Annotated in this window: 21 protein-coding genes and 1 pseudogene; 12 read left to right on the top strand and 10 right to left on the bottom strand. The window is 62.4% G+C overall.

Features of this window, described 5'->3' with window-relative positions; genetic code table 11:
- The first annotated feature begins 6 nt into the window (after nucleotides 1-6).
- The gene (locus SYNCC9605_RS13520) at nucleotides 7-345 is read left to right on the top strand and encodes a hypothetical protein (RefSeq protein WP_011363080.1); all 339 of its coding nucleotides are present in this window, start codon (nucleotides 7-9) and stop codon (nucleotides 343-345) included.
- Here the strand turns inward: SYNCC9605_RS13520 and SYNCC9605_RS00195 are convergent.
- On the bottom strand, nucleotides 300-1886 hold the full coding sequence (locus SYNCC9605_RS00195) for a DEAD/DEAH box helicase (protein ID WP_083757037.1): 1587 nt from the start codon (nucleotides 1884-1886) through the stop codon (nucleotides 300-302). The two genes, SYNCC9605_RS13520 and SYNCC9605_RS00195, sit on opposite strands and share 46 nt — an antisense overlap.
- Before the next feature lie 179 nt (nucleotides 1887-2065).
- Here SYNCC9605_RS00195 and SYNCC9605_RS00190 point away from each other — a divergent pair, with 179 nt between their 5' ends.
- Complete coding sequence (locus tag SYNCC9605_RS00190; RefSeq protein WP_011363078.1) at nucleotides 2066-2461, top strand: HNH endonuclease; 396 nt, start codon at nucleotides 2066-2068, stop codon at nucleotides 2459-2461.
- A 3-nt stretch (nucleotides 2462-2464) separates the two neighbouring features.
- Here SYNCC9605_RS00190 and SYNCC9605_RS13515 read toward each other — a convergent pair whose 3' ends face one another.
- Entirely contained in the window at nucleotides 2465-2590 is a 126-nt protein-coding gene (locus tag SYNCC9605_RS13515) for a hypothetical protein (protein ID WP_256359513.1), read from the bottom strand.
- Between the two features lie 74 nt (nucleotides 2591-2664).
- On the opposite strand from SYNCC9605_RS13515, the gene SYNCC9605_RS00185 reads away from it, so the two are divergent.
- Nucleotides 2665-3618: an SDR family oxidoreductase gene (locus tag SYNCC9605_RS00185; protein ID WP_011363077.1), complete on the top strand. Its 954-nt coding sequence runs from the start codon at nucleotides 2665-2667 to the stop codon at nucleotides 3616-3618.
- Here SYNCC9605_RS00185 and SYNCC9605_RS00180 read toward each other — a convergent pair.
- On the bottom strand, nucleotides 3572-3757 hold the full coding sequence (locus SYNCC9605_RS00180; RefSeq protein WP_041434302.1) for a hypothetical protein: 186 nt from the start codon (nucleotides 3755-3757) through the stop codon (nucleotides 3572-3574). The two genes, SYNCC9605_RS00185 and SYNCC9605_RS00180, sit on opposite strands and share 47 nt — an antisense overlap.
- Nucleotides 3758-3761: 4 nt before the next feature.
- Here SYNCC9605_RS00180 and pdxA point away from each other — a divergent pair, with 4 nt between their 5' ends.
- A complete protein-coding gene (gene pdxA, locus SYNCC9605_RS00175; protein WP_011363076.1) occupies nucleotides 3762-4778 on the top strand; it encodes a 4-hydroxythreonine-4-phosphate dehydrogenase PdxA in 1017 nt (338 codons plus the stop codon).
- Nucleotide 4779: 1 nt separating this feature from the next.
- Here the strand turns inward: pdxA and accB are convergent, their stop codons facing one another.
- Both accB and efp read right to left on the bottom strand, forming a co-directional pair.
- On the bottom strand, nucleotides 4780-5265 hold the full coding sequence (gene accB / locus SYNCC9605_RS00170) for an acetyl-CoA carboxylase biotin carboxyl carrier protein (protein ID WP_011363075.1): 486 nt from the start codon (nucleotides 5263-5265) through the stop codon (nucleotides 4780-4782).
- A complete protein-coding gene (efp, locus tag SYNCC9605_RS00165; protein ID WP_011363074.1) occupies nucleotides 5262-5825 on the bottom strand; it encodes an elongation factor P in 564 nt (187 codons plus the stop codon). Before efp ends, accB begins: the two co-directional genes overlap by 4 nt.
- A 65-nt stretch (nucleotides 5826-5890) precedes the next feature.
- On the opposite strand from efp, the gene SYNCC9605_RS00160 reads away from it, so the two are divergent.
- Nucleotides 5891-6967 (top strand): peptidylprolyl isomerase, encoded by a 1077-nt coding sequence (locus SYNCC9605_RS00160; protein ID WP_011363073.1) that lies wholly within the window; start codon nucleotides 5891-5893, stop codon nucleotides 6965-6967.
- Complete coding sequence (gene thiL, locus SYNCC9605_RS00155; protein ID WP_011363072.1) at nucleotides 6964-7950, top strand: thiamine-phosphate kinase; 987 nt, start codon at nucleotides 6964-6966, stop codon at nucleotides 7948-7950. The genes SYNCC9605_RS00160 and thiL overlap by 4 nt, the downstream gene beginning before the upstream one ends.
- A gap of 88 nt (nucleotides 7951-8038) precedes the next feature.
- Here thiL and gap read toward each other — a convergent pair whose 3' ends face one another.
- A complete protein-coding gene (gene gap, locus SYNCC9605_RS00150; RefSeq protein ID WP_011363071.1) occupies nucleotides 8039-9064 on the bottom strand; it encodes a type I glyceraldehyde-3-phosphate dehydrogenase in 1026 nt (341 codons plus the stop codon).
- A 160-nt stretch (nucleotides 9065-9224) separates the two neighbouring features.
- On the opposite strand from gap, the gene murC reads away from it, so the two are divergent.
- The 3 genes from murC to SYNCC9605_RS00135 are packed head-to-tail and all read left to right on the top strand — an operon-like array spanning nucleotide 9225 to nucleotide 11899.
- Nucleotides 9225-10634: a UDP-N-acetylmuramate--L-alanine ligase gene (gene murC / locus SYNCC9605_RS00145; protein WP_011363070.1), complete on the top strand. Its 1410-nt coding sequence runs from the start codon at nucleotides 9225-9227 to the stop codon at nucleotides 10632-10634.
- Entirely contained in the window at nucleotides 10631-11533 is a 903-nt protein-coding gene (murB, locus tag SYNCC9605_RS00140; protein WP_011363069.1) for a UDP-N-acetylmuramate dehydrogenase, read from the top strand. The genes murC and murB overlap by 4 nt, the downstream gene beginning before the upstream one ends.
- Before the next feature lie 24 nt (nucleotides 11534-11557).
- Nucleotides 11558-11899 carry a YbaB/EbfC family nucleoid-associated protein gene (locus tag SYNCC9605_RS00135; RefSeq protein ID WP_011363068.1) on the top strand — a complete coding sequence of 114 codons (342 nt, stop codon included), beginning with the start codon at nucleotides 11558-11560 and terminating at the stop codon, nucleotides 11897-11899.
- Here SYNCC9605_RS00135 and rsgA read toward each other — a convergent pair.
- Genes rsgA through grpE form a run of 4 tightly spaced genes read right to left on the bottom strand, consistent with a single transcriptional unit; the run spans nucleotide 11874 to nucleotide 14818 of the window.
- Nucleotides 11874-12755 carry a ribosome small subunit-dependent GTPase A gene (gene rsgA / locus SYNCC9605_RS00130; RefSeq protein WP_198002491.1) on the bottom strand — a complete coding sequence of 294 codons (882 nt, stop codon included), beginning with the start codon at nucleotides 12753-12755 and terminating at the stop codon, nucleotides 11874-11876. The two genes, SYNCC9605_RS00135 and rsgA, sit on opposite strands and share 26 nt — an antisense overlap.
- A gap of 25 nt (nucleotides 12756-12780) precedes the next feature.
- Entirely contained in the window at nucleotides 12781-13008 is a 228-nt protein-coding gene (locus tag SYNCC9605_RS00125) for a sulfurtransferase TusA family protein (protein WP_011363066.1), read from the bottom strand.
- On the bottom strand, nucleotides 13005-14141 hold the full coding sequence (gene dnaJ / locus SYNCC9605_RS00120; RefSeq protein WP_011363065.1) for a molecular chaperone DnaJ: 1137 nt from the start codon (nucleotides 14139-14141) through the stop codon (nucleotides 13005-13007). The genes SYNCC9605_RS00125 and dnaJ overlap by 4 nt, the downstream gene beginning before the upstream one ends.
- The gene (gene grpE, locus SYNCC9605_RS00115) at nucleotides 14141-14818 is read right to left on the bottom strand and encodes a nucleotide exchange factor GrpE (protein WP_011363064.1); all 678 of its coding nucleotides are present in this window, start codon (nucleotides 14816-14818) and stop codon (nucleotides 14141-14143) included. Before grpE ends, dnaJ begins: the two co-directional genes overlap by 1 nt.
- 90 nt (nucleotides 14819-14908) lie before the next feature.
- On the opposite strand from grpE, the gene SYNCC9605_RS15305 reads away from it, so the two are divergent.
- The 3 genes and pseudogenes from SYNCC9605_RS15305 to SYNCC9605_RS00105 all read left to right on the top strand — a co-directional run bounded on the left by SYNCC9605_RS15305 (nucleotide 14909) and on the right by SYNCC9605_RS00105 (nucleotide 17851).
- On the top strand, nucleotides 14909-15067 hold the full coding sequence (locus tag SYNCC9605_RS15305) for a general secretion pathway protein GspE (protein WP_257929660.1): 159 nt from the start codon (nucleotides 14909-14911) through the stop codon (nucleotides 15065-15067).
- Between the two features lie 90 nt (nucleotides 15068-15157).
- Nucleotides 15158-16758, top strand: a pseudogene (locus SYNCC9605_RS00110) (GspE/PulE family protein).
- Nucleotides 16759-16768: 10 nt separating this feature from the next.
- Nucleotides 16769-17851, top strand: coding sequence for a type IV pilus twitching motility protein PilT (locus tag SYNCC9605_RS00105; protein ID WP_011363063.1), 1083 nt, complete (start codon nucleotides 16769-16771; stop codon nucleotides 17849-17851).

The raw sequence follows: 17851 nt of genomic DNA, 5'->3' as shown, positions 1-17851 counted from the left end.
GTGTTGATGGCTGGCTGCCAAAGCAAGCAGTCCCCGACAACTACCAACACATCAACGCCACTCGTCTCCAGTTGCCTCGGCGACTTCCGGATGCGTGACCTGGAGCTGCTGGTTGAAAGCTGCGATGAGGCCATCGAGCAGACGCCGAATCAGGCCGATCTGCACCGCGACCGAGCCCTTGTCTTGACCCTGCGCGGCGATCAAGCCAAAGCCTGTGAGGACGTCGAGGTGGCACTTTCGTTGCTGAAGCAGTCGAAACAACCCGTCGACCCGATGCTGCAGCACGAACTCCAGGTTCGTCAGAGCACCTGCAAACAATCCCCCACCATGGCGGAGAGTGACTGACGTTGCAGCGAGAAGCGCCGGGGGCCCAGCAACACCTCGATCCGTTCCGCCTTGCTCGCCAACAAACCATCCACCAGCTGATCCGCTGCGCCGAGCTGCAGCCAATGACAGGTCAGACCGTCCCCCATGCCAAGACGATGACAGCGATCTTCAGCTTGGTCGAGGTCGCCTGGCGTCCAGGGGCGTTCCAGCAACACCACATGACGGGCCCGGTGCAGGGTGAAGCCAAGGGCACCGGTGCCGAAGGTGGCCAACAGACAATCGTTCTGACCCTGCTGAAACCGATCCACACTCTCCTGACGTTCAGCTGGGCGCTGGCGACCGGTTAACAACTCGCCGCCGAGGGTTTGCTGCAACAAGTGCAACGGGGCAACAAAGCCACTGAACAGCACCACCGCCTCGCCTTGCCGGCGGAGTGACTCCACCAGCTGCTGGGCCGCCGGCAATTTGAATTCCGCAGCGATCTGACGCATGGAGGTGAGCAGAGCCAGGTGCTCAGCATCCCGTCGCACCTCTCCGAGACGGGCCCGACGCCGGTAGTCATCCAGCACCAGCTCGACACGATGGTCGAAACCTGTGAGCTCAGCCTCCGACAGCATCACGGGGTGTAGACGTCGCTGCTTGGGAGGAAGATCCACCACCTGCTGCTTGCGGCGATGCAGGATCAACGGTCGACTCAAGCGCCGCAGCTCCTCCAGCTGACTCGCCCCGGAAGCCTGCCAGCGTTTGCCGGTTCGACCCTCCCGCCAGTGCCCCTGGCAGTAGCGCTCCTCGAACTGGCGTTGATCCCGCGCAATCGGATGGTCCATGGCCGCAAGCAGGGGATACAACTGGGACGGGCGACCGTTCTTCATTGGGGTTCCCGTAAGCATCCAGATCGCCCGTAGGCGGGGATGACGGGCCAGACGCAGCAAGGCAGCCGTGCGCTGCGCCTGAAGCGACTGGGCGTAATGCGCCTCATCCACCACCAGTAGCGTTCCCGCAGGCGGCAGGGTGTCGGGCAGGCGAGCCCAGCTGACCAACTCCAGCTCAACGCCAAGGGCCTCTGATTCCCGGCGCCAGTGAGGGTGGAGGCCGACGGGAGCCACCACCAGCAACCGCACCTCAGCGCAGCGCATCAGGGCACGGGCCGCCAAGAGGGCTGTGAGGGTCTTCCCCAGCCCCATCTCATCGGCCAGAACGGCGCCGCGACGGGCCAAAAGCCAACGGACCCCGGAGCGTTGATGGCGCAGAGGTCGGCGACCATCCTGCAGGGCTTCGTCAAGATCTGCTGCGGCTACAAGGGTCCGATGCGGCGGCAGCGGTGGCAGGGGGTGCTGGCACCAATCAAGCCACTGCTGCAAAGCAGCGGTGACAGGAAAACGACGCCCGAGGGTCTGCTGAAGTGCACCGGCTGCGGCCAAGGGGAAATCCCAGCCATGGCCGGGGCCGATCCAACGCCCCCTGGGCTTGATCCGACGCAACTGGGACTGGGTTACCGCATCAAACGGGCTGACCACCCGGACCAGTCCTGCCGGAGAGAGATCCAAGCAACAGGTCATTGTGGGTTTTGACGGCACCAACAGGCCCCCACAAACAATTACCTTAGTGAACTCAGATCAGCGCGCAAGCATTGAGATCAAGATTCACATCGCAGGTCAAAAAATTGTCGAAAATGCAGCGCTCGACACATTGACGAGCTTTTCGTTCAAGGCAGAATCACCCCAACCGATTCACTCGGATGCATAGCAAGGACGCGGTTTTTCTCGACGAACTCTGTCCCAAATTGCGCGTCCGAAGATGGCGACAGTCTCTTCACACTTTCACCGGCCAAAGTTGCATTTACTGCGGCAAACCTTCCGAATCAATTGATCACATTCACCCCCAAGCCAAAGGGGGTTCAAGCGTTACTGAAAACTGTGTCCCGGCCTGCTTGTCTTGCAACGGCCGCAAATCTGACTCCGACGTTTTCGACTGGTATCGGCGACAGCGCTTTTATGACCCACGCCGCGCCATGGCTATTCGAGCCTGGATGGATGGCGACCTGCGACTCGCCGTTCGCCTGCTGCAGTGGGCCCAACCGGAACAGCCCATCAACGAGCCGCACGATTTCTCAATTGCAGCTCAGGCTGCCTGAGGCTCACCAAACCCTGCAGACATCCGAGGAGTGGTGACGTTGGCAGATGGAGGCCTGAACGCCAGGGTCTTCAGGCGCCAGCACCACAGCACCGGCGAGCAGGGCAGCCGTCAGGATGGCCCGGAGCACAATGGGTCTGGAGCGGGAGCGATGGAGAGACGACGACGTCACAACAGTACATTTGATCTAATACAGGTGTACTGATGCTCGCCGATCTTGTCAAGCGGTCACGGCCGCTGTCGGCTGACAGCAAGCTGCTGGTGCTGGGCGGCGGATACAGCGGACGTTGTCTGGCCGGCCTGGCCCGAGCCCTGGGAACACCGGTGCTCTGCACCCGGCGTTCCCTCGACTCTGCCGAGGCTGATCTGCTCTTCGACAGCAACGGTCAGGACCAGCTCGACCCTGCTTCCCTCGAAGGCATCACCCATCTGCTGTCCACCATCCCACCGGATCGCGACGGCAACGATCCAGTTTTGTTGAAGCTGCTGCCAACGCTCGGAAACCTGCCGCTGCGCTGGGCGGGCTATCTCTCCACCACAGGGGTTTACGGCGATCGTCAGGGCGGTTGGGTGTCGGAGCATGACGACCCGGCGCCGGCGCTGGACCGCAGCATGCGCCGCTTGAACTGCGAACAAGCTTGGTTGCGCTCGGGTCTGCCGATCCAGATTCTGCGTCTGCCAGGCATCTATGGCCCGGGCCGATCAGTGCTCAACGGCTTAGAGCAAGGGCGTGCCCGCTTGATCGACAAGCCCGGCCAGGTGTTCTGCCGCATCCATGTGGAAGACATCGCAGGGGCCTGCTGGCACCTCATGCATCGCGCTGAACAAGGTGTTCCAGCAAGCCCAGGAAATGGGAGCATCGTGAATGTGGTGGATGACCTCCCGGCTCCCACCGCCGAACTGATGCGACATGCGGCAGACCTATTGGGTTGTGCTCTGCCACCGCTCAAACCGTTCGACCAGATCGTGGAGAGCATGAGTCCAATGGCTCAGTCGTTCTGGAGCGAGAACCGCCGCGTCAGCAACCACAAGCTCTGTCAAGAGCTCGGTTATGCATTGCTGCACCCGAACTACCGCGTCGGGCTGCAGGATTGCCTGAACCAGGACAAACTCAATTCGCTTGACCTGGGTTCTCCCCCTCGATCAGCCAACGGTTGAAATCGAAGCCCTCGCCTTCCTCAGGCAGGGAAAGCCCCACATCCTCAAGAAAACGGGAGAGGTGCAGTTCGATCCAGCCATTGCTCAAACCAGCGGCCAATCCCACCAACAGACACCCCAGCAGCAGCAAGCGCAGCACAGCGATGGGCCCCCACGATTCAACGAACCCTAGGCACGAGCTGGTGATCGCTCTCGGCGATCCCGCAGGCATCGGCATGGAAGTGGTGCTGAAGGCCCTCGCCTCACCCACGCTCCCCCCCGCGCTCCAACCCCTGCTGGTGGGTTGTCGACGCACGTTGATCAGCACCCACGCGCGACTGCAGCGGCAAACGAGCCACCCCCTTGCCGACCCTGCAGCCCTCAGAATTGACGACCATCCGCTGGAAGCGGGCGTTCAGCCAGGACAACCCACCACCGGAGGGGCCGATGCGGGGTTTCGCTGGCTCACCCGCGCCGTGGAACTGCTGCAGGAACGAGGGTCCCGCGCCCTGGTCACCGCCCCCATTGCCAAACACCTCTGGCATGCGGCCGGCCATCGCTATCCCGGGCAGACCGAACGGCTGGCTGAGTTGGCTGGACGCCAGCACTCCTCAATGCTGTTCACCGCCGTCTCTCCAACCAGCGGCTGGCGCCTGAACACCTTGCTGGCCACCACCCACATCCCCCTCAACCAGATCCCTGAGGCGCTGACCCCAGAGCTGGTGCACCACAAACTGAACGTGCTGGAGGAGTTCTGTCGACGCTTCACGAGCACACCCCATCTGCGCATTGCCGGCCTGAATCCCCATGCCGGTGAAGCCGGTCAACTGGGCCACGAAGAAGCCGAATGGCTGCTGCCGCTGCTGGATCAATGGCGGAAGGAGCATCCTCAGGTGCAGCTGGAGGGACCCGTTCCTCCCGACACCTGCTGGATCAGCGCTGCTCGCGCTTGGCAGATGCCAAACCAGGCAGGGCCCGACGGGATCCTGGCCTTGTATCACGACCAGGGACTCATTCCCGTGAAGCTGCTGGCCTTCGACGCTGCGGTGAACACCACCTTGGAACTGCCGTTCCTGCGCACGTCCCCCGACCATGGCACCGCCTTCGACATTGCAGCCCAAGGCATCGCCAGCCCTGAAAGCACAACGGCAGCCATTCAGGCCGCCTGGGACCTGAGCTGACTCAGGCCGGCTTGACCCGCATCAGCACCTGACCGAATTCAACGGGGGTGCCGTTGTCCACCAGGATCTCCACCACTTCACCGCCAACCTCAGACTCCAGCTCATTCATCAGCTTCATGGCCTCAAGGATGCAGACGGTCTGGCCGACGTTGATCCGACTGCCCACCTCAACAAAAGCGGGTTCACCCGGAGCGGGAGCGCGGTAGAACGTGCCCACCATGGGAGCGGTGACTTCGAGCAGGTCACTGCGGGTTGCGGTGGATGCAGGCGGCGCAGCTGCGGGCTCGGCGGACGCAACTGGCGCTGGTGCAGCAGCAGCAGCAGCAACAGGGGCGGGCATGACCGGGGCCATGACGGCCTGAGCCGGCAGGTTGCGACGGATTTCCAGACGGAAGTCATCCCCTTCCAGCCGGAACTCTTGGATATCGCTCTCCCCGAGCGCCTCCAACAGGCGGTGCAGTTGTTCGTGATCCAGCTGCATGCTCATCCGTTTTCGCGCCCGAGGTAGCTGTCGTTGCGGGTGTCCACTTTGATCTTTTCTCCCACAGAAAGGAAGAGCGGCACCATCACTTGTGCACCGGTTTCAAGAATGGCGGGCTTCGTGCCACCGGTGGCGGTATCGCCTTTGACGCCAGGATCGGTTTCTTTGATCTCCAGAACCACGGAGTTGGGCAGTTCAACCTCGAGGGGGGTGTCGTTCCAGGACACCACGTTCACCTCCATGCCCTCCTTGAGATATTTGCGGCTCTCACCGATCTGGTCTGCGCTGAGGCGTGTCTCCTCATAGGTGGCCATGTCCATGAAGACGTAGTCCTCACCTTCCATGTAGGTGTGCTGAAGCGAGGACTTCTCCAACATCGCCTGGGGAAGCATCTCCCCGGCGCGGAAGGTTTTCTCCACCACGTTGCCGGATTTCACCGCCTTGAGCTTGGTGCGCACGAAGGCAGATCCCTTGCCGGGCTTGACGTGCAAGAACTCGACAACGCGCCAAACGGCCCCATCGATCTCAATCGTGGTGCCGGTGCGGAAGTCGTTACTGGAGATCATTCCCACCGAACGGATCAACGGACTATACGGCTGTGCCAAAGTCCCGTCAGCACTGGGGTTCCCCCTTGGTCCATCAGCGTTTGAACGCCGTCCTTGCTGTTCTGATCAGCTTTGCTCTGATCACAATCGCCGCCCCTGCCTGGGCCGCATTGCCCCAGGGCAATGCTGTTAAGGACCCTGCCGCGATTCTTCGGGACGCGCTTCCCTTCGATCAGGACGACATCCGCGAACTGCAGCATCGGCTGGAACTCACCAGTGACGATCTGCGGGCCAAACGCTGGACAGCCCTCGGCAAGACGGTGTCGCGCACTGAATCGCTGCTCAACACCCGCCGCGACACCATCCTGAACGCGGTCCCTGAAGCCAAGCGCGGTACCGCTGAAGCACTGTTTGAGAGCGTGGATCAGGGCCTTGAAGACCTCAAAGAGAAGGTCAAAGCCATTGACAAACCAGGCTTCATCGCCGATCGACGCCGGACGCTGCGCTACATCGGTGATGTGGAGGCCCTGCTGGTGCCCGACGGCTTTGAACGGGAGATCCCCGCAGAATTCGACGCCCTGCCGAGGCTGCAGGGACGAGCCACCCTCAGCGTGAGCACCACCCAGGGGGAATTGACCACCGTGGTGGATGGCTACAACGCTCCACTCACCGCAGGTGCCTTCGTGGATCTCGCCCTCAAGGGCTTCTATGACGGACTGCCCTTCATCCGGGCCGAGGACTTCTACGTGCTCCAGAGCGGTGATCCGGAAGGGCCGGAGATCGGCTACGTGGATCCAAAGACCAAGCAGGAGCGCCATGTGCCTCTGGAGATACGTGTGCCAGGCGAAGACGACACGATTTACAACGAAACCTTTGAAGACGTGGGCCTGTTCATGGCCACACCAACCCTTCCGTTCGCGACCCTGGGCACCCTTGGCTGGGCCCATTCAGACCAGGCCCTCGACGACGGATCCTCGCAGTTCTTCATGTTTCTCTACGAGGCGGAGCTCACCCCGGCTGGTCTGAACCTCGTGGATGGCCGCAATGCAGCCTTCGGCTACGTGGTGGATGGATTCGATGTTCTGGAGGAATTGGGCGTCGATGACCGGATCACCGCCGTGAAGGTGGTTAACGGAGCGGAGCAGCTCAAAGCCCACGCATGAGCCAAACCCTGGCGGAGCTGACTGAAGCGGAGCTGCTCAGGCGGCTGGCTCACTTCGCTCCGCCCGATCAACTCAGTGACGACACTGCAGCCCTGGCCGCCGACGCCCGACCACTGCTGGTTAACACCGACGTTCTGGTGGATGGCATCCATTTCAGCGATGCCACCACAACGGCCGTAGACGTGGGCTGGCGCGCCGTTGCCGCCAACCTATCCGATTTGGCCGCCAGTGGTGCCGTCGACATCGATGGAATCACCGTGGCCCTGGTCGCTCCAAGCCACACCCGTTGGGACTGGGTGGACGGGGTGTATCAAGGCATCAGTGCCGCCTTGGAGGAGTACGGCGGCGTTCTGCTGGGAGGTGACTGCTCCAAAGGAGAGCAGAGACTGCTCTCGATCACGGCACTCGGTCGTCTCGGTCCCCTTCGTCTGCATCGCAACGCAGCCCGCCCTGGCGATGTGCTGGTCACAAGTGGGCCCCATGGGCTCAGCCGACTAGGCCTCGCCCTCCTGCAGGACGACCCAAGGGTGCGTGACATCGCTTTGTGCTCAACCCTGCGGGATCAGGCGGTCACACGCCACCAACGCCCGACACCACGGCTGAAGGACGTCCAACAGCTGCTGGCCTGCAAACCGAAGCATCTGCCCTGGCGGGCTGGGGGAACCGACAGCAGCGACGGACTGCTTTCTGCCGTTGCAGGTCTCTGCAGCAGCAGCGGCTGCGGAGCGGTGCTGCGGCACGACCAGCTTCCTACGGCCGAAGGCTGGCCTGAGGGCGCTCCATGGACGGATTGGTGCCTCGCCGGAGGAGAGGACTTTGAGTTGGTGCTGAGCCTTCCGGAGGCCTGGGCCGATGTGTGGCAGCGATGCGTCTCCGAAAGCAAGCGCGTCGGCCAGATCAATGCTGAAGCGGGCGTCATCCGCTGGGCCCACAACCACGAACCAGTGGACACCAGAGGATTTGATCACTTCGGCCAGTCCTAAGCAGCCCTGAACGACCCGCTAAGCGACCGTACCTGACAAAAAAAATCCCTCCCAGATCGGGAGGGATCAAAAAGCAATAAACTGGCGATCACTTCCAGTTCTTGGCCACCACCTCGGCGAGGTCAACAACACGCTGGCTGTAGCCCCACTCGTTGTCGTACCAGGCCAGGATCTTCACAGCCTTGTCACCCATGGCGTAGGTGAGGTCGGCGTCAAAGATGGTGGACTCGTTGGTGCCGGCGTAGTCGGTGGACACCAGGGGCAGATCGCCGTACTTGATGATCCCCTTCATGCCGTTCTCGGAAGCCGACTTTATGGCGGCCTTGATGTCGTCAACGCTGGCGGCGCGAGAGGGACCGAAGGTGAGGTCAACAGCGGAGACGTTCGGGGTGGGAACGCGCATGGCGAAGCCGGTGAGCTTGCCCTTCACCTCGGGGTAAACCAGAGCCACGGCCTTGGCTGCACCGGTGGTGGTGGGAACCATGTTCAGAGCTGCAGCACGGGCACGGCGCAGGTCGCGGTGGCTGTTATCCAAGATCCGCTGGTCGCCGGTGTAGCTGTGGATGGTGGTCATCAGACCCCAGTCAAGGCCGAAGTTCTGGTCCAAAACCTTGACGATCGGGGCCAAGCAGTTGGTGGTGCAGCTGGCGTTGCTGAGGATGTCCCAGTCCTCGTGGCGGTACTGGTCGTCGTTGACGCCCACAACGAAAGTGCCGACGCGATCACCCTTGCCAGGGGCGGTGAGGATCACCTTCTTGGCGCCAGCCTGGATGTGCATGCTGGCCTTCTCATCGGTGTTGAACACACCGGTGGACTCGATCACCAGGTCAACACCCCACTCCTTCCAGGGGCAGTTGAGGGGATTGCGGTCGGCGAAGAACTTGATCTCCTTACCGTTGACGAACATTGAGCTGTCCGTGGTCTTGATGTCCACCGAGGGATCAAGACGTCCAAGGATGGAGTCGTAGGTCAGCAGGTGAGCGCTGGTGGCGGGGTCGGAGGTGGAGTTCATCCCCACGATTTCCAGGCCGGTGTCAGCGCCACGGCTGATCCATCCCCGCAGAACATTGCGACCGATCCGGCCGAATCCATTGATCGCAACGCGCAGGGTCATGGCAGAAGCGGCAAAGCCGCGCAAGGGTTTTGGCCGCCGATCATACAGAAATCAGCAGAAATACCTTGATCCACCCCGCTTCAATCAGCTCGATCCGGCCCTCAGCACGGCAGACAAGCAGCTGCGACTGACTTATCTTTCACCAGACCGAAACCCTCCGTTGCCGCGCCTGCTCGACCGTCAGACACCAGTCCACTTCATCGGTGTCGGCGGAATTGGTATGTCGGCTTTGGCCCGGATTCTCGTCGACCGCGGTCACTCGGTCAGCGGCTCAGACCCGCGTGACAATGCGACAACACAACAACTGAAGACCCTTGGGGTGAAGGTCTTCCGTCAGCAGGACGCCACCTGCATTGACGCCGTCACGGGAAGAACAGCCGCTGACTCACCGGTTGTGGTGATCAGCACAGCCATCCCCGAAAGCAATCCGGAACTGCAGCGGGCCCGACAGCAAGGGCTGGAGATCTGGCATCGCTCCGATCTCCTGGCGGCTCTGATCGAGCAGCAACCCTCCATTGCAGTCGCCGGCAGCCACGGCAAGACCACCACCAGCACCTTGATCACCACCTTGCTGCTGGAGGCCGATCAGGACCCAACCGCTGTGATTGGAGGCATCGTCCCCAGCCTCGGCAGCAATGGCCATTCCGGCCAGGGGAAGCTGCTTGTGGCCGAGGCGGATGAATCCGACGGGTCCCTGGTGAAGTTCAGCCCCAGCCTGGGGGTGATCACCAACCTGGAGCTGGATCACACCGATCACTACTCCTGCCTCGACGACCTGATCTCCACCCTGCAACGCTTCGCGGGGGGTTGCGATCGCGTGCTGGCCAATCACGACTGCCCGATCCTGCAGGAACACTTCCAGCCAACGGCCTGGTGGTCCAACCAAAGCGACGAATCTGTTGACTTCGCCGCCCTGCCCTTAAGCCTGGACGGTGATCGCTGCGTCGCCCGTTTCTATGAAGCCGGCCAGCCCGTCGGCGACTTCACCCTGCCGATGGCTGGGCTGCACAACCTGAGCAATGCGACAGGCGCCTTGGCTGCCTGCCGGATGGAAGGGCTCCCCTTCAACCAGTTGGTAGAGGGCCTCGCTGGCCTGAAGGCACCGGGCCGCCGCTTTGACCTTCGGGGCACCTGGAAGGGTCGTCACATCGTTGATGACTACGCCCACCATCCCAGTGAGGTGCAGGCAACCCTGGAGATGGCACGCCTGATGGTGCGCAGTGGCCGCAGTCCACTCCCCTCAGCACCACAGCGGCTGCTGGCGGTGTTCCAGCCGCACCGCTACAGCCGCACCAGGCAGTTCCTCGATGGCTTCGCCAAAGCCCTGCAGAACTGTGATCTGCTGCTGCTGGCTCCCGTCTATCCCGCAGGAGAGCAACCGCTGCAGGGCATCAGCAGCAACGCCCTGGCGGATCGGGTGCGCAAGCTGAAACCGGATCTGGAGATCGCCGTCGCAGAAAACCTCGATCAACTCACCGAGCTGGTGATTCAGCACAGCCTCGAGAACGATCTTGTTCTGGCCATGGGTGCTGGCGACGTGAATGGACTGTGGTCAAGGCTGACGTCATGACCCAGTGCGATGCCCGCCTGCCCCAGGGCGGAGTCAAGCTGGCGGACTACACCACCTGGCGGGTGGGAGGAGCGGCCGAATGGCTGGCGGAACCCGCCAGCCTTGACGAAACCCAGGCCTGGATCGAATGGGCTGCTCACCAGGGCATGCCCTGCCGCGTGATCGGCGCTGGGTCGAACCTGCTGATTCACGATGACGGCCTGCCAGGACTCTCGCTCTGTCTGCGCAAACTTCAGGGGCTACAGCTGGATGCCACCACGGGGACAGTGGAGGTGCTTGCCGGCGAACCAATCCCATCACTGGCAAGACGCGCTGCACGCGCTGGATTGCATGGTCTAGAGTGGTCGATTGGCATCCCGGGAACCGCTGGCGGTGCGGCTGTGATGAATGCCGGAGCCCAGGGAGGCTGCACAGCGGAATGGTTGGAGTCGGTGCGGGTCGTGCCCCTGGAGGGGGGCAACTGCTTCGAGCTGCAGCGGCATCAACTGGACTTCGCCTACCGGCACAGCCGTCTTCAAGAGGACAACCTCGTGGTGTTGTCGGCACGGTTCCGCTTGCAGCCCGGTCACGATCCGGATGAACTGAAGCGGGTCACCACTGCGAACCTCAGTCACCGCACCACGACGCAGCCTTATCAACAACCCAGCTGCGGCAGTGTCTTCCGCAATCCCGAACCGCTCAAGGCCGGACGGCTGATCGAAGAGCAGGGGCTGAAAGGAACCCGGATCGGCGGCGCCGAAATCTCAACCGTGCATGCCAATTTCATCGTCAACACCGGTGATGCCCAGGCGAAGGACATCGCCCAGTTGATCCACCTGGTGCAGGACCGCATCGAGGCCAAACACGGAATCCGTCTGCACACTGAAGTGAAGCGGCTGGGATTCGCTTCGGCGGCTTAACCTTCCGGCTCCCACAGGATCGCCATGGCAGGGTTCGGACTCCCCAATTTCGGCCAGCTCACCGAAGCCTTCAAGAAGGCCCAGGAGATTCAACAGAACGCTCAGGCCCTGCAGGACGAACTGGACGGGATGGAGATCGAAGGCAAGAGCAGCGATGGTCGTGCCAGCGTTTGGCTGTCGGGCAACCAGCAACCCCTGCGGGTGCGACTGGACCCAGCCCTGCTGCAGGAGGGACAACAGGCCAGCGAAACGGCCACCCTGGAAGCCCTGCAGGCGGCCTATGAGCAATCCACCGCCACGATGAAGGGCCGGATGGAAGAACTCACCGGTGGCCTGAATCTCAACCTCCCCGGGATGGGCGGCTGAGGCTGCTCTGCTCGATCAACGCGGCCTCGTACAGGGAATAGCGTTCCCAGTCAGTGGACACACCGCAACCGGGCTCACCGCGATGCAGGCAGTCGCGGAAGCGACAGGGCCAGGGATCGAGTTGTTTCCGCAGCTCCGGAAAAAGGACCCCCAATTCCTGGGGATCCTCAGGAAGATCGGGGCGGTTGAAGCCGGGGGTGTCAGCCACCCTTGCGCTGGGTCCCAGGGGAAACAGCTCCACGTGGCGGGTGGTGTGGCGCCCGCGCTGCAGCCGACCGGACACCGCAGCCGTGCGCAGTTGAAGGTCAGGACACAACTGGTTCAGCAGACTGCTCTTGCCCACCCCAGAAGGCCCACACAGCACCGACAGCTGCGCACCAGCCAAACGCTGCCGTAAAGCATCAATGCCCGTTCCGGCTGCACTGGAGAACGCCAGCGGGTCATAGCCCCACCCCTGCAACCGGGTGACAAGCCGCTCGAGCGCTGCAGCTGAGAGGAGGTCTGTCTTGGTGAGCAGCAGGATCACCTCCAGCCCGGTCCGTTCCGCCGTCAACAGGAAGCGACTGGCCTGATCAGGGTCAAAGCTGGGCTGTTCCACCGCCAACACCACAGCCACCAAGGAGACGTTGGCCACAGGTGGGCGTGTGAGAAAGCTGTGGCGTGGCTCGACCTCGGCCACCACGGCACGCCCCTGGCCTGGATCAATCGCCTCCACGCGAACCCGATCGCCCACATAAACGGCTTCACCCCGATGGCTGAGCCGGGTGCGGCGGGTGCAGAGCAGCCGCCCTGGGCATCCATCAGGTGCGACATCCAGCTCAACCTCCAGATAGTTGGCCTGGAGCGCCACCACCATCCCGGATGCCACCGAACGAGCGGTGTCAGCCACCGCAGATCACCTCGATGGTGACGGCATCCGGCGTTTGATCAGTGCACTCCACACGATGACCTGCATCCCTCAGACCGGGAAGGACCATGGCCTCAGGCTCACCTCGATCGAGACAGACCTCCAGGCAGTCACCGCTGTTCATCTGCTCGAGGGTGAGCTTGCAGCGAATGAAATTCACCGGACAGGGCGTTCCCCGCAGATCCAGGGAACGCCTGCTCATCCCTTCTGACCGAACAAACGAGCGAACAGACCACTGTTGTGGTGGTGGTGTTGCTTGCCGCGGGCGGAATGGTGACCTGCCAACTGCTCGAGGAGCTCCCGCTCCAGATCACTGATCCGCTTCGGCAGATCCACGGTGACCGTCACGCGCTGATCACCCCGTGCCACCGGATTCCCGAGCTTGGGAATGCCCAGGTTCGGCAGGGTGAGCACCGTGCCGGGCTGGGTGCCGGCGGGGATGTCCAGCTCCTTGCTGCCATCCACCGTCTCCACCTCGATGGTGTCGCCAAGAATCGCCTGGAGGTAGCTGACCTTGACCTCCGAGAAGATGTTCAGGCCATCCCGCTGCAAGCGCGGATGATTGCGAACGGTGAGGAAGACGTAGAGGTCACCGGATGGGCCTCCCCGGGGTCCGGCGTTGCCTTCACCGGTCACACGAAGCCGTGTTCCGGTGTCCACCCCGGCAGGAATGTTGATCCGCAGCTTCTTGCGCACCTGTTTGACACCCTGGCCACCACAGGACCCGCAAGGATCGGAAATCACCTGGCCCGTGCCTCCACAGTTGGGGCACTCGGCGACCTGGGTGAAGCTGCCAAAGGGAGTCCGGGTGGCACGGCGCACCTGCCCGGCACCGCCGCAGGTGCCGCAGGTGGTGGGCGCACTGCCCGCTTTGGCACCGCTGCCGCCGCAGGTGTCGCAGGTCTCCAGATGCGGGATCTTGATCTCCTGCTCCTGACCGAACACTGCCTGCTCGAAATCAATTGTCAGGTCGTAACGAAGGTCATCCCCCTGCTGAGGGCCCTGACGCCGCGGCCGACCAGCTCCAGCACCCCCGGGTCCACCGAAGCCCTGGAAAAACGTCTCGAACAGGTCAGCGAATCCGCCCATGTCTCCCATATCGGGAGCACCGGCCGCACCGCCGAGGCCGGCTTCACCGAACTGGTCGTAACGGGCCCTGGTCTGGGGATCACTGAGCACCTCATAGGCGCGACCGATTTCCTTGAAACGGTCTTCGGCGCCCGGATCCTTGTTGATATCGGGGTGGTACTGACGCGCCATGCGCCGATAAGCCCGCTTGAGGCTGTCGGGATCCACATCCCGGCTGACGCCGAGCAGGTCGTAGAAGTCGGCCATCAGGCCTCCTCCGCCGTCTGATCCGGTGCCGCTGCCGCTTCAGCAGGCGCTGAGCCTGGATCGGATGGTCCTGGACCCATCGACACCTTCACCATGGCGTGGCGCAGCACACGCCCGTCGCGGTGGTAGCCGCGCTGAAGCTCCTCGCTCACCACGTCCTCAGCGAACTCGCTGCTTTCCTCCCGCAGCACGGCCTCATGCAGATTCGGGTCGAACTCCTGACCAACCACATCCATCCGGGCCACCCCCTGCTGCTTCAGCACCTCCACCAGTTGCTTGTACAGACCCTGGTAACTGCGATGCAGCGCCTGGGCTTCCTCCCCTTCAGGATTCAGCTGCTGACGGGCTCGCTCGAAGTTGTCGACGACGGGGAGAATCTCCGTGAGGGTCGAGCAGACCAGCTGTTTACGCATGTCGTCCTGGTCGCGGCTCTGGCGCTTGCGGAAGTTGTCGAAATCCGCCGCAATGCGCATGTATTGGCTGTTGAGCGTGTCGTGCTCCTGCTTCAACGCGCTCAATTCCTGCTCGAGCTGCTGCATCCGATCCGCCGGATCCACCGCTGCAGAGGCCTGTTCAGACGTCGCCTCGGGCGCATCCGGAGAGGACTCCCGCGTGGCTGGAACAGCACCGGACACAACGTTCTGGTCCTGCTCTGGGGTGGAGGCGTCGCCGCTCATGCTGACCGCTCAGGGATTTCTGTTTAGACATGTTGAAGGGCAACGCTTACCTCCCACAAGCTGCGGAAGCCCGCACCTCGGTCGCCATCCATGACTCTGACGCTGCCCACCCCCGATGCCGGCGACACGGCACGTCAGCGTTTCCCCCTTGAATTGCTGTTGCAGCAACCGGTTCCGAGCCCAGAGCAACTGCTGGCAAGCCGCAACCTGCTCAACGACGCCCTCCCGGACGTCGGCCCGGATCAATGACGGGCACTGCAAGCCATGCCGATCGCCATCGGTGCTGACCACCTGGACATCGCGATCCCCAGCCAGTGGCGAGACCAGGAATGGCAGCGGCTGATCGATCAGCTGCCGGACCAACACCGCACGATCCGCCTGCACCCCGCGATCGAAGCGGATCTGCAGCGAGCCTTGGCCACAGAAACGAACCAGCCAACGACAGAACCAAAACCGCCAGCCACAGAAGAGTTAAGCAACCCTGCTCCGGCAGAGACAGCAAGCACGCTCGATGTGAATGCTGAGTCCTTTCTGCACGACTTCAACCCCGATGGGGTGTTGGAGAGCGACGAGGACAACGACGCCCAACTGGCTCAGGATGCCATTGACCTTGAGGCCAGCCTCAAGGATGCGGAAGCCTCGCCCGTCGTGACGCTGGTGGACCGAATCCTGCTGCAGGCCATGGCCGTGGGGGCCAGTGACATCCACGTGGAGCCGCAGCAGAAGGGCTTGCGTCTGCGGTTCCGCCAGGACGGTGTGCTCCAGCAACACGTGGAGCCGCTCCCCAGTCGCCTGGTGCCAGCGGTGACATCCCGCTTCAAGATCCTGGCGGATCTCGATATTGCTGAACGTCGACAAGCGCAGGACGGACGCATTCGCCGCAAATACCGCGACCGGGTGATCGATTTCCGCGTCAACACCCTGCCCAGTCGCTTCGGTGAAAAGGTCTGTCTGCGCCTGCTGGACAGTGGAGCGACCCAACTGGGGCTGGACAAACTAATCGACGATCCCGATGCACTGGCCCTGGTGCGAGAACTGGGGTCCAAACCCTTCGGAATGATCCTGGTCACCGGACCAACGGGATCCGGCAAGTCGACCACCCTCTGCTCACTTCTCGCCGAGCGGAACGATCCGGGCATCAACATCTCCACAGTGGAGGACCCAATCGAATACACCCTGCCAGGCATCACCCAGTGCCAGGTGAACCGAGACAAGGGCTTCGATTTCGCCACGGCACTGAGGGCGTTCATGCGCCAGGACCCAGACGTTCTGCTGGTGGGAGAAACCCGTGATCTCGAAACCGCAAAAACAGCAATCGAAGCCGCACTGACCGGTCACCTGGTGCTCAGCACCCTGCACGCCAACGATGCCCCCAGCACCATTGCCCGCCTGGAGGAATGGGCGTGGAGCCCTTCATGGTGTCGGCTTCCTTGATCGGAATCGTTTCGCAGCGCTTGCTGCGGAGGGTCTGCCCTCACTGCCGGGAGCCCTGCCGGCCGAATGAATGAGAGCTGGGCCGCTTCGGCCTGATGGCAAGCCGGGAAGCGGATGTCACCTTCTTCAAGGCCCACCATCACAGCCCCAACGAACCGATCTGCCCCAATTGCCAGGGGAGCGGCTACAAGGGCCGCGTCGGCATTTATGAAGTGCTGCGGATCCAGGAGGAGATGGCCACCGCCATCTCCAAGGGCGCCAGCACCGATGTGATCCGCCAGCTAGCCCTGAAATCAGGAATGGTGACCCTGCTCGGCTACAGCCTCGAATTGGTGCGACGGGGCGAGACCACTCTGGAAAAGGTGGGACGGATGGTGCTGACGGATTCGGGACTGGAATCCGAGCGCGGAGCTCGCGCTCTCAGAACAATGACTTGTGAAGGATGCGGTGCCGGCCTGCAGGAAGGTTGGCTCGAGTGTCCCTATTGCCTGACACCACGCCACTGAGGAGCCGGTCATGGATCTGATGATCGAAGCCTTGATGGAACAACTGGTGCAGGGCGGTGGCAGTGATCTGCACCTGGCCACCGGTCAACCGCCCTACGGCCGCTTCAGTGGTGAACTGCGTCCGATGACGGACCGACCCCTGGCCGAGGAGGAATGCAACAAACTGATCTTCTCGATGTTGAACAACAGCCAGCGCAAGACGCTGGAGCAGACCTGGGAACTGGACTGCGCCTACGGCCTCAAGGGCGTTGCACGCTTCCGCGTGAACGTCTACCGCCAGAAAGGCAGCTATGCCGCCTGCCTGCGAGCCCTTGGCAGCACGATTCCCAGCGTTGAACTGCTGAACCTGCCTCCTGTGGTGCTGGAGACCAGCGCGCGGCCCCGGGGTCTGGTGCTGGTGACGGGTCCAACAGGCTCAGGGAAGACAACAACCCTGGCGGCTCTGTTGGATCTCATCAATCACACCCGCAGCGAACACATCCTCACGATCGAAGACCCGATCGAATTCGTGTACCAGAGCGACAAAAGCCTGGTGCACCAACGCCAGCTGAACGAAGACACCCGCAGCTTCGCCAACGCCTTGCGCGCCGCCCTGCGGGAGGACCCGAACGTGATCCTGGTGGGTGAGATGCGGGATCTGGAGATGATTCAACTGGCGGTGAGTGCCGCCGAAACCGGACATCTCGTCTTCGGAGCCTTGTATACCAGCTCCGCCGCCCAGACCGTGGACCGCATGGTCGACGTCTTCCCACCGGAACAACAGACGCAGATCCGTGTCCAGCTCTCGGGCAGTTTGGTCGCTGTGTTCTGCCAGACCCTTTGCCGGCGTCAGAACCCGTCAGAAGGACAGTTCGGTCGGGTGATGGCCCAGGAGATCCTGATCAACACACCTGGACCTGGCACCGCCAACATGATCCGCGAGGGGAAAACAGCCCAGCTCTATTCCCAAATCCAGACGGGGACAGAACAAGGTATGCAGACCCTGGAGAAAGCCTTGGCCAACCTTGTGCTCAATGGGGATGTATCCCGCGCCGAAGCGATGGGCAAAGCCAGCAAACCAGGCGAATTGCAGCGCTTGATCGGTGAAATCTGA

It is taken from the genome of Synechococcus sp. CC9605, from assembly GCF_000012625.1.
GTDB lineage: Bacteria > Cyanobacteriota > Cyanobacteriia > PCC-6307 > Cyanobiaceae > Parasynechococcus.
The sequence above is the reverse complement of the archived record's forward strand: the minus strand, read 5'-3'. Positions and strand labels throughout refer to the sequence as shown.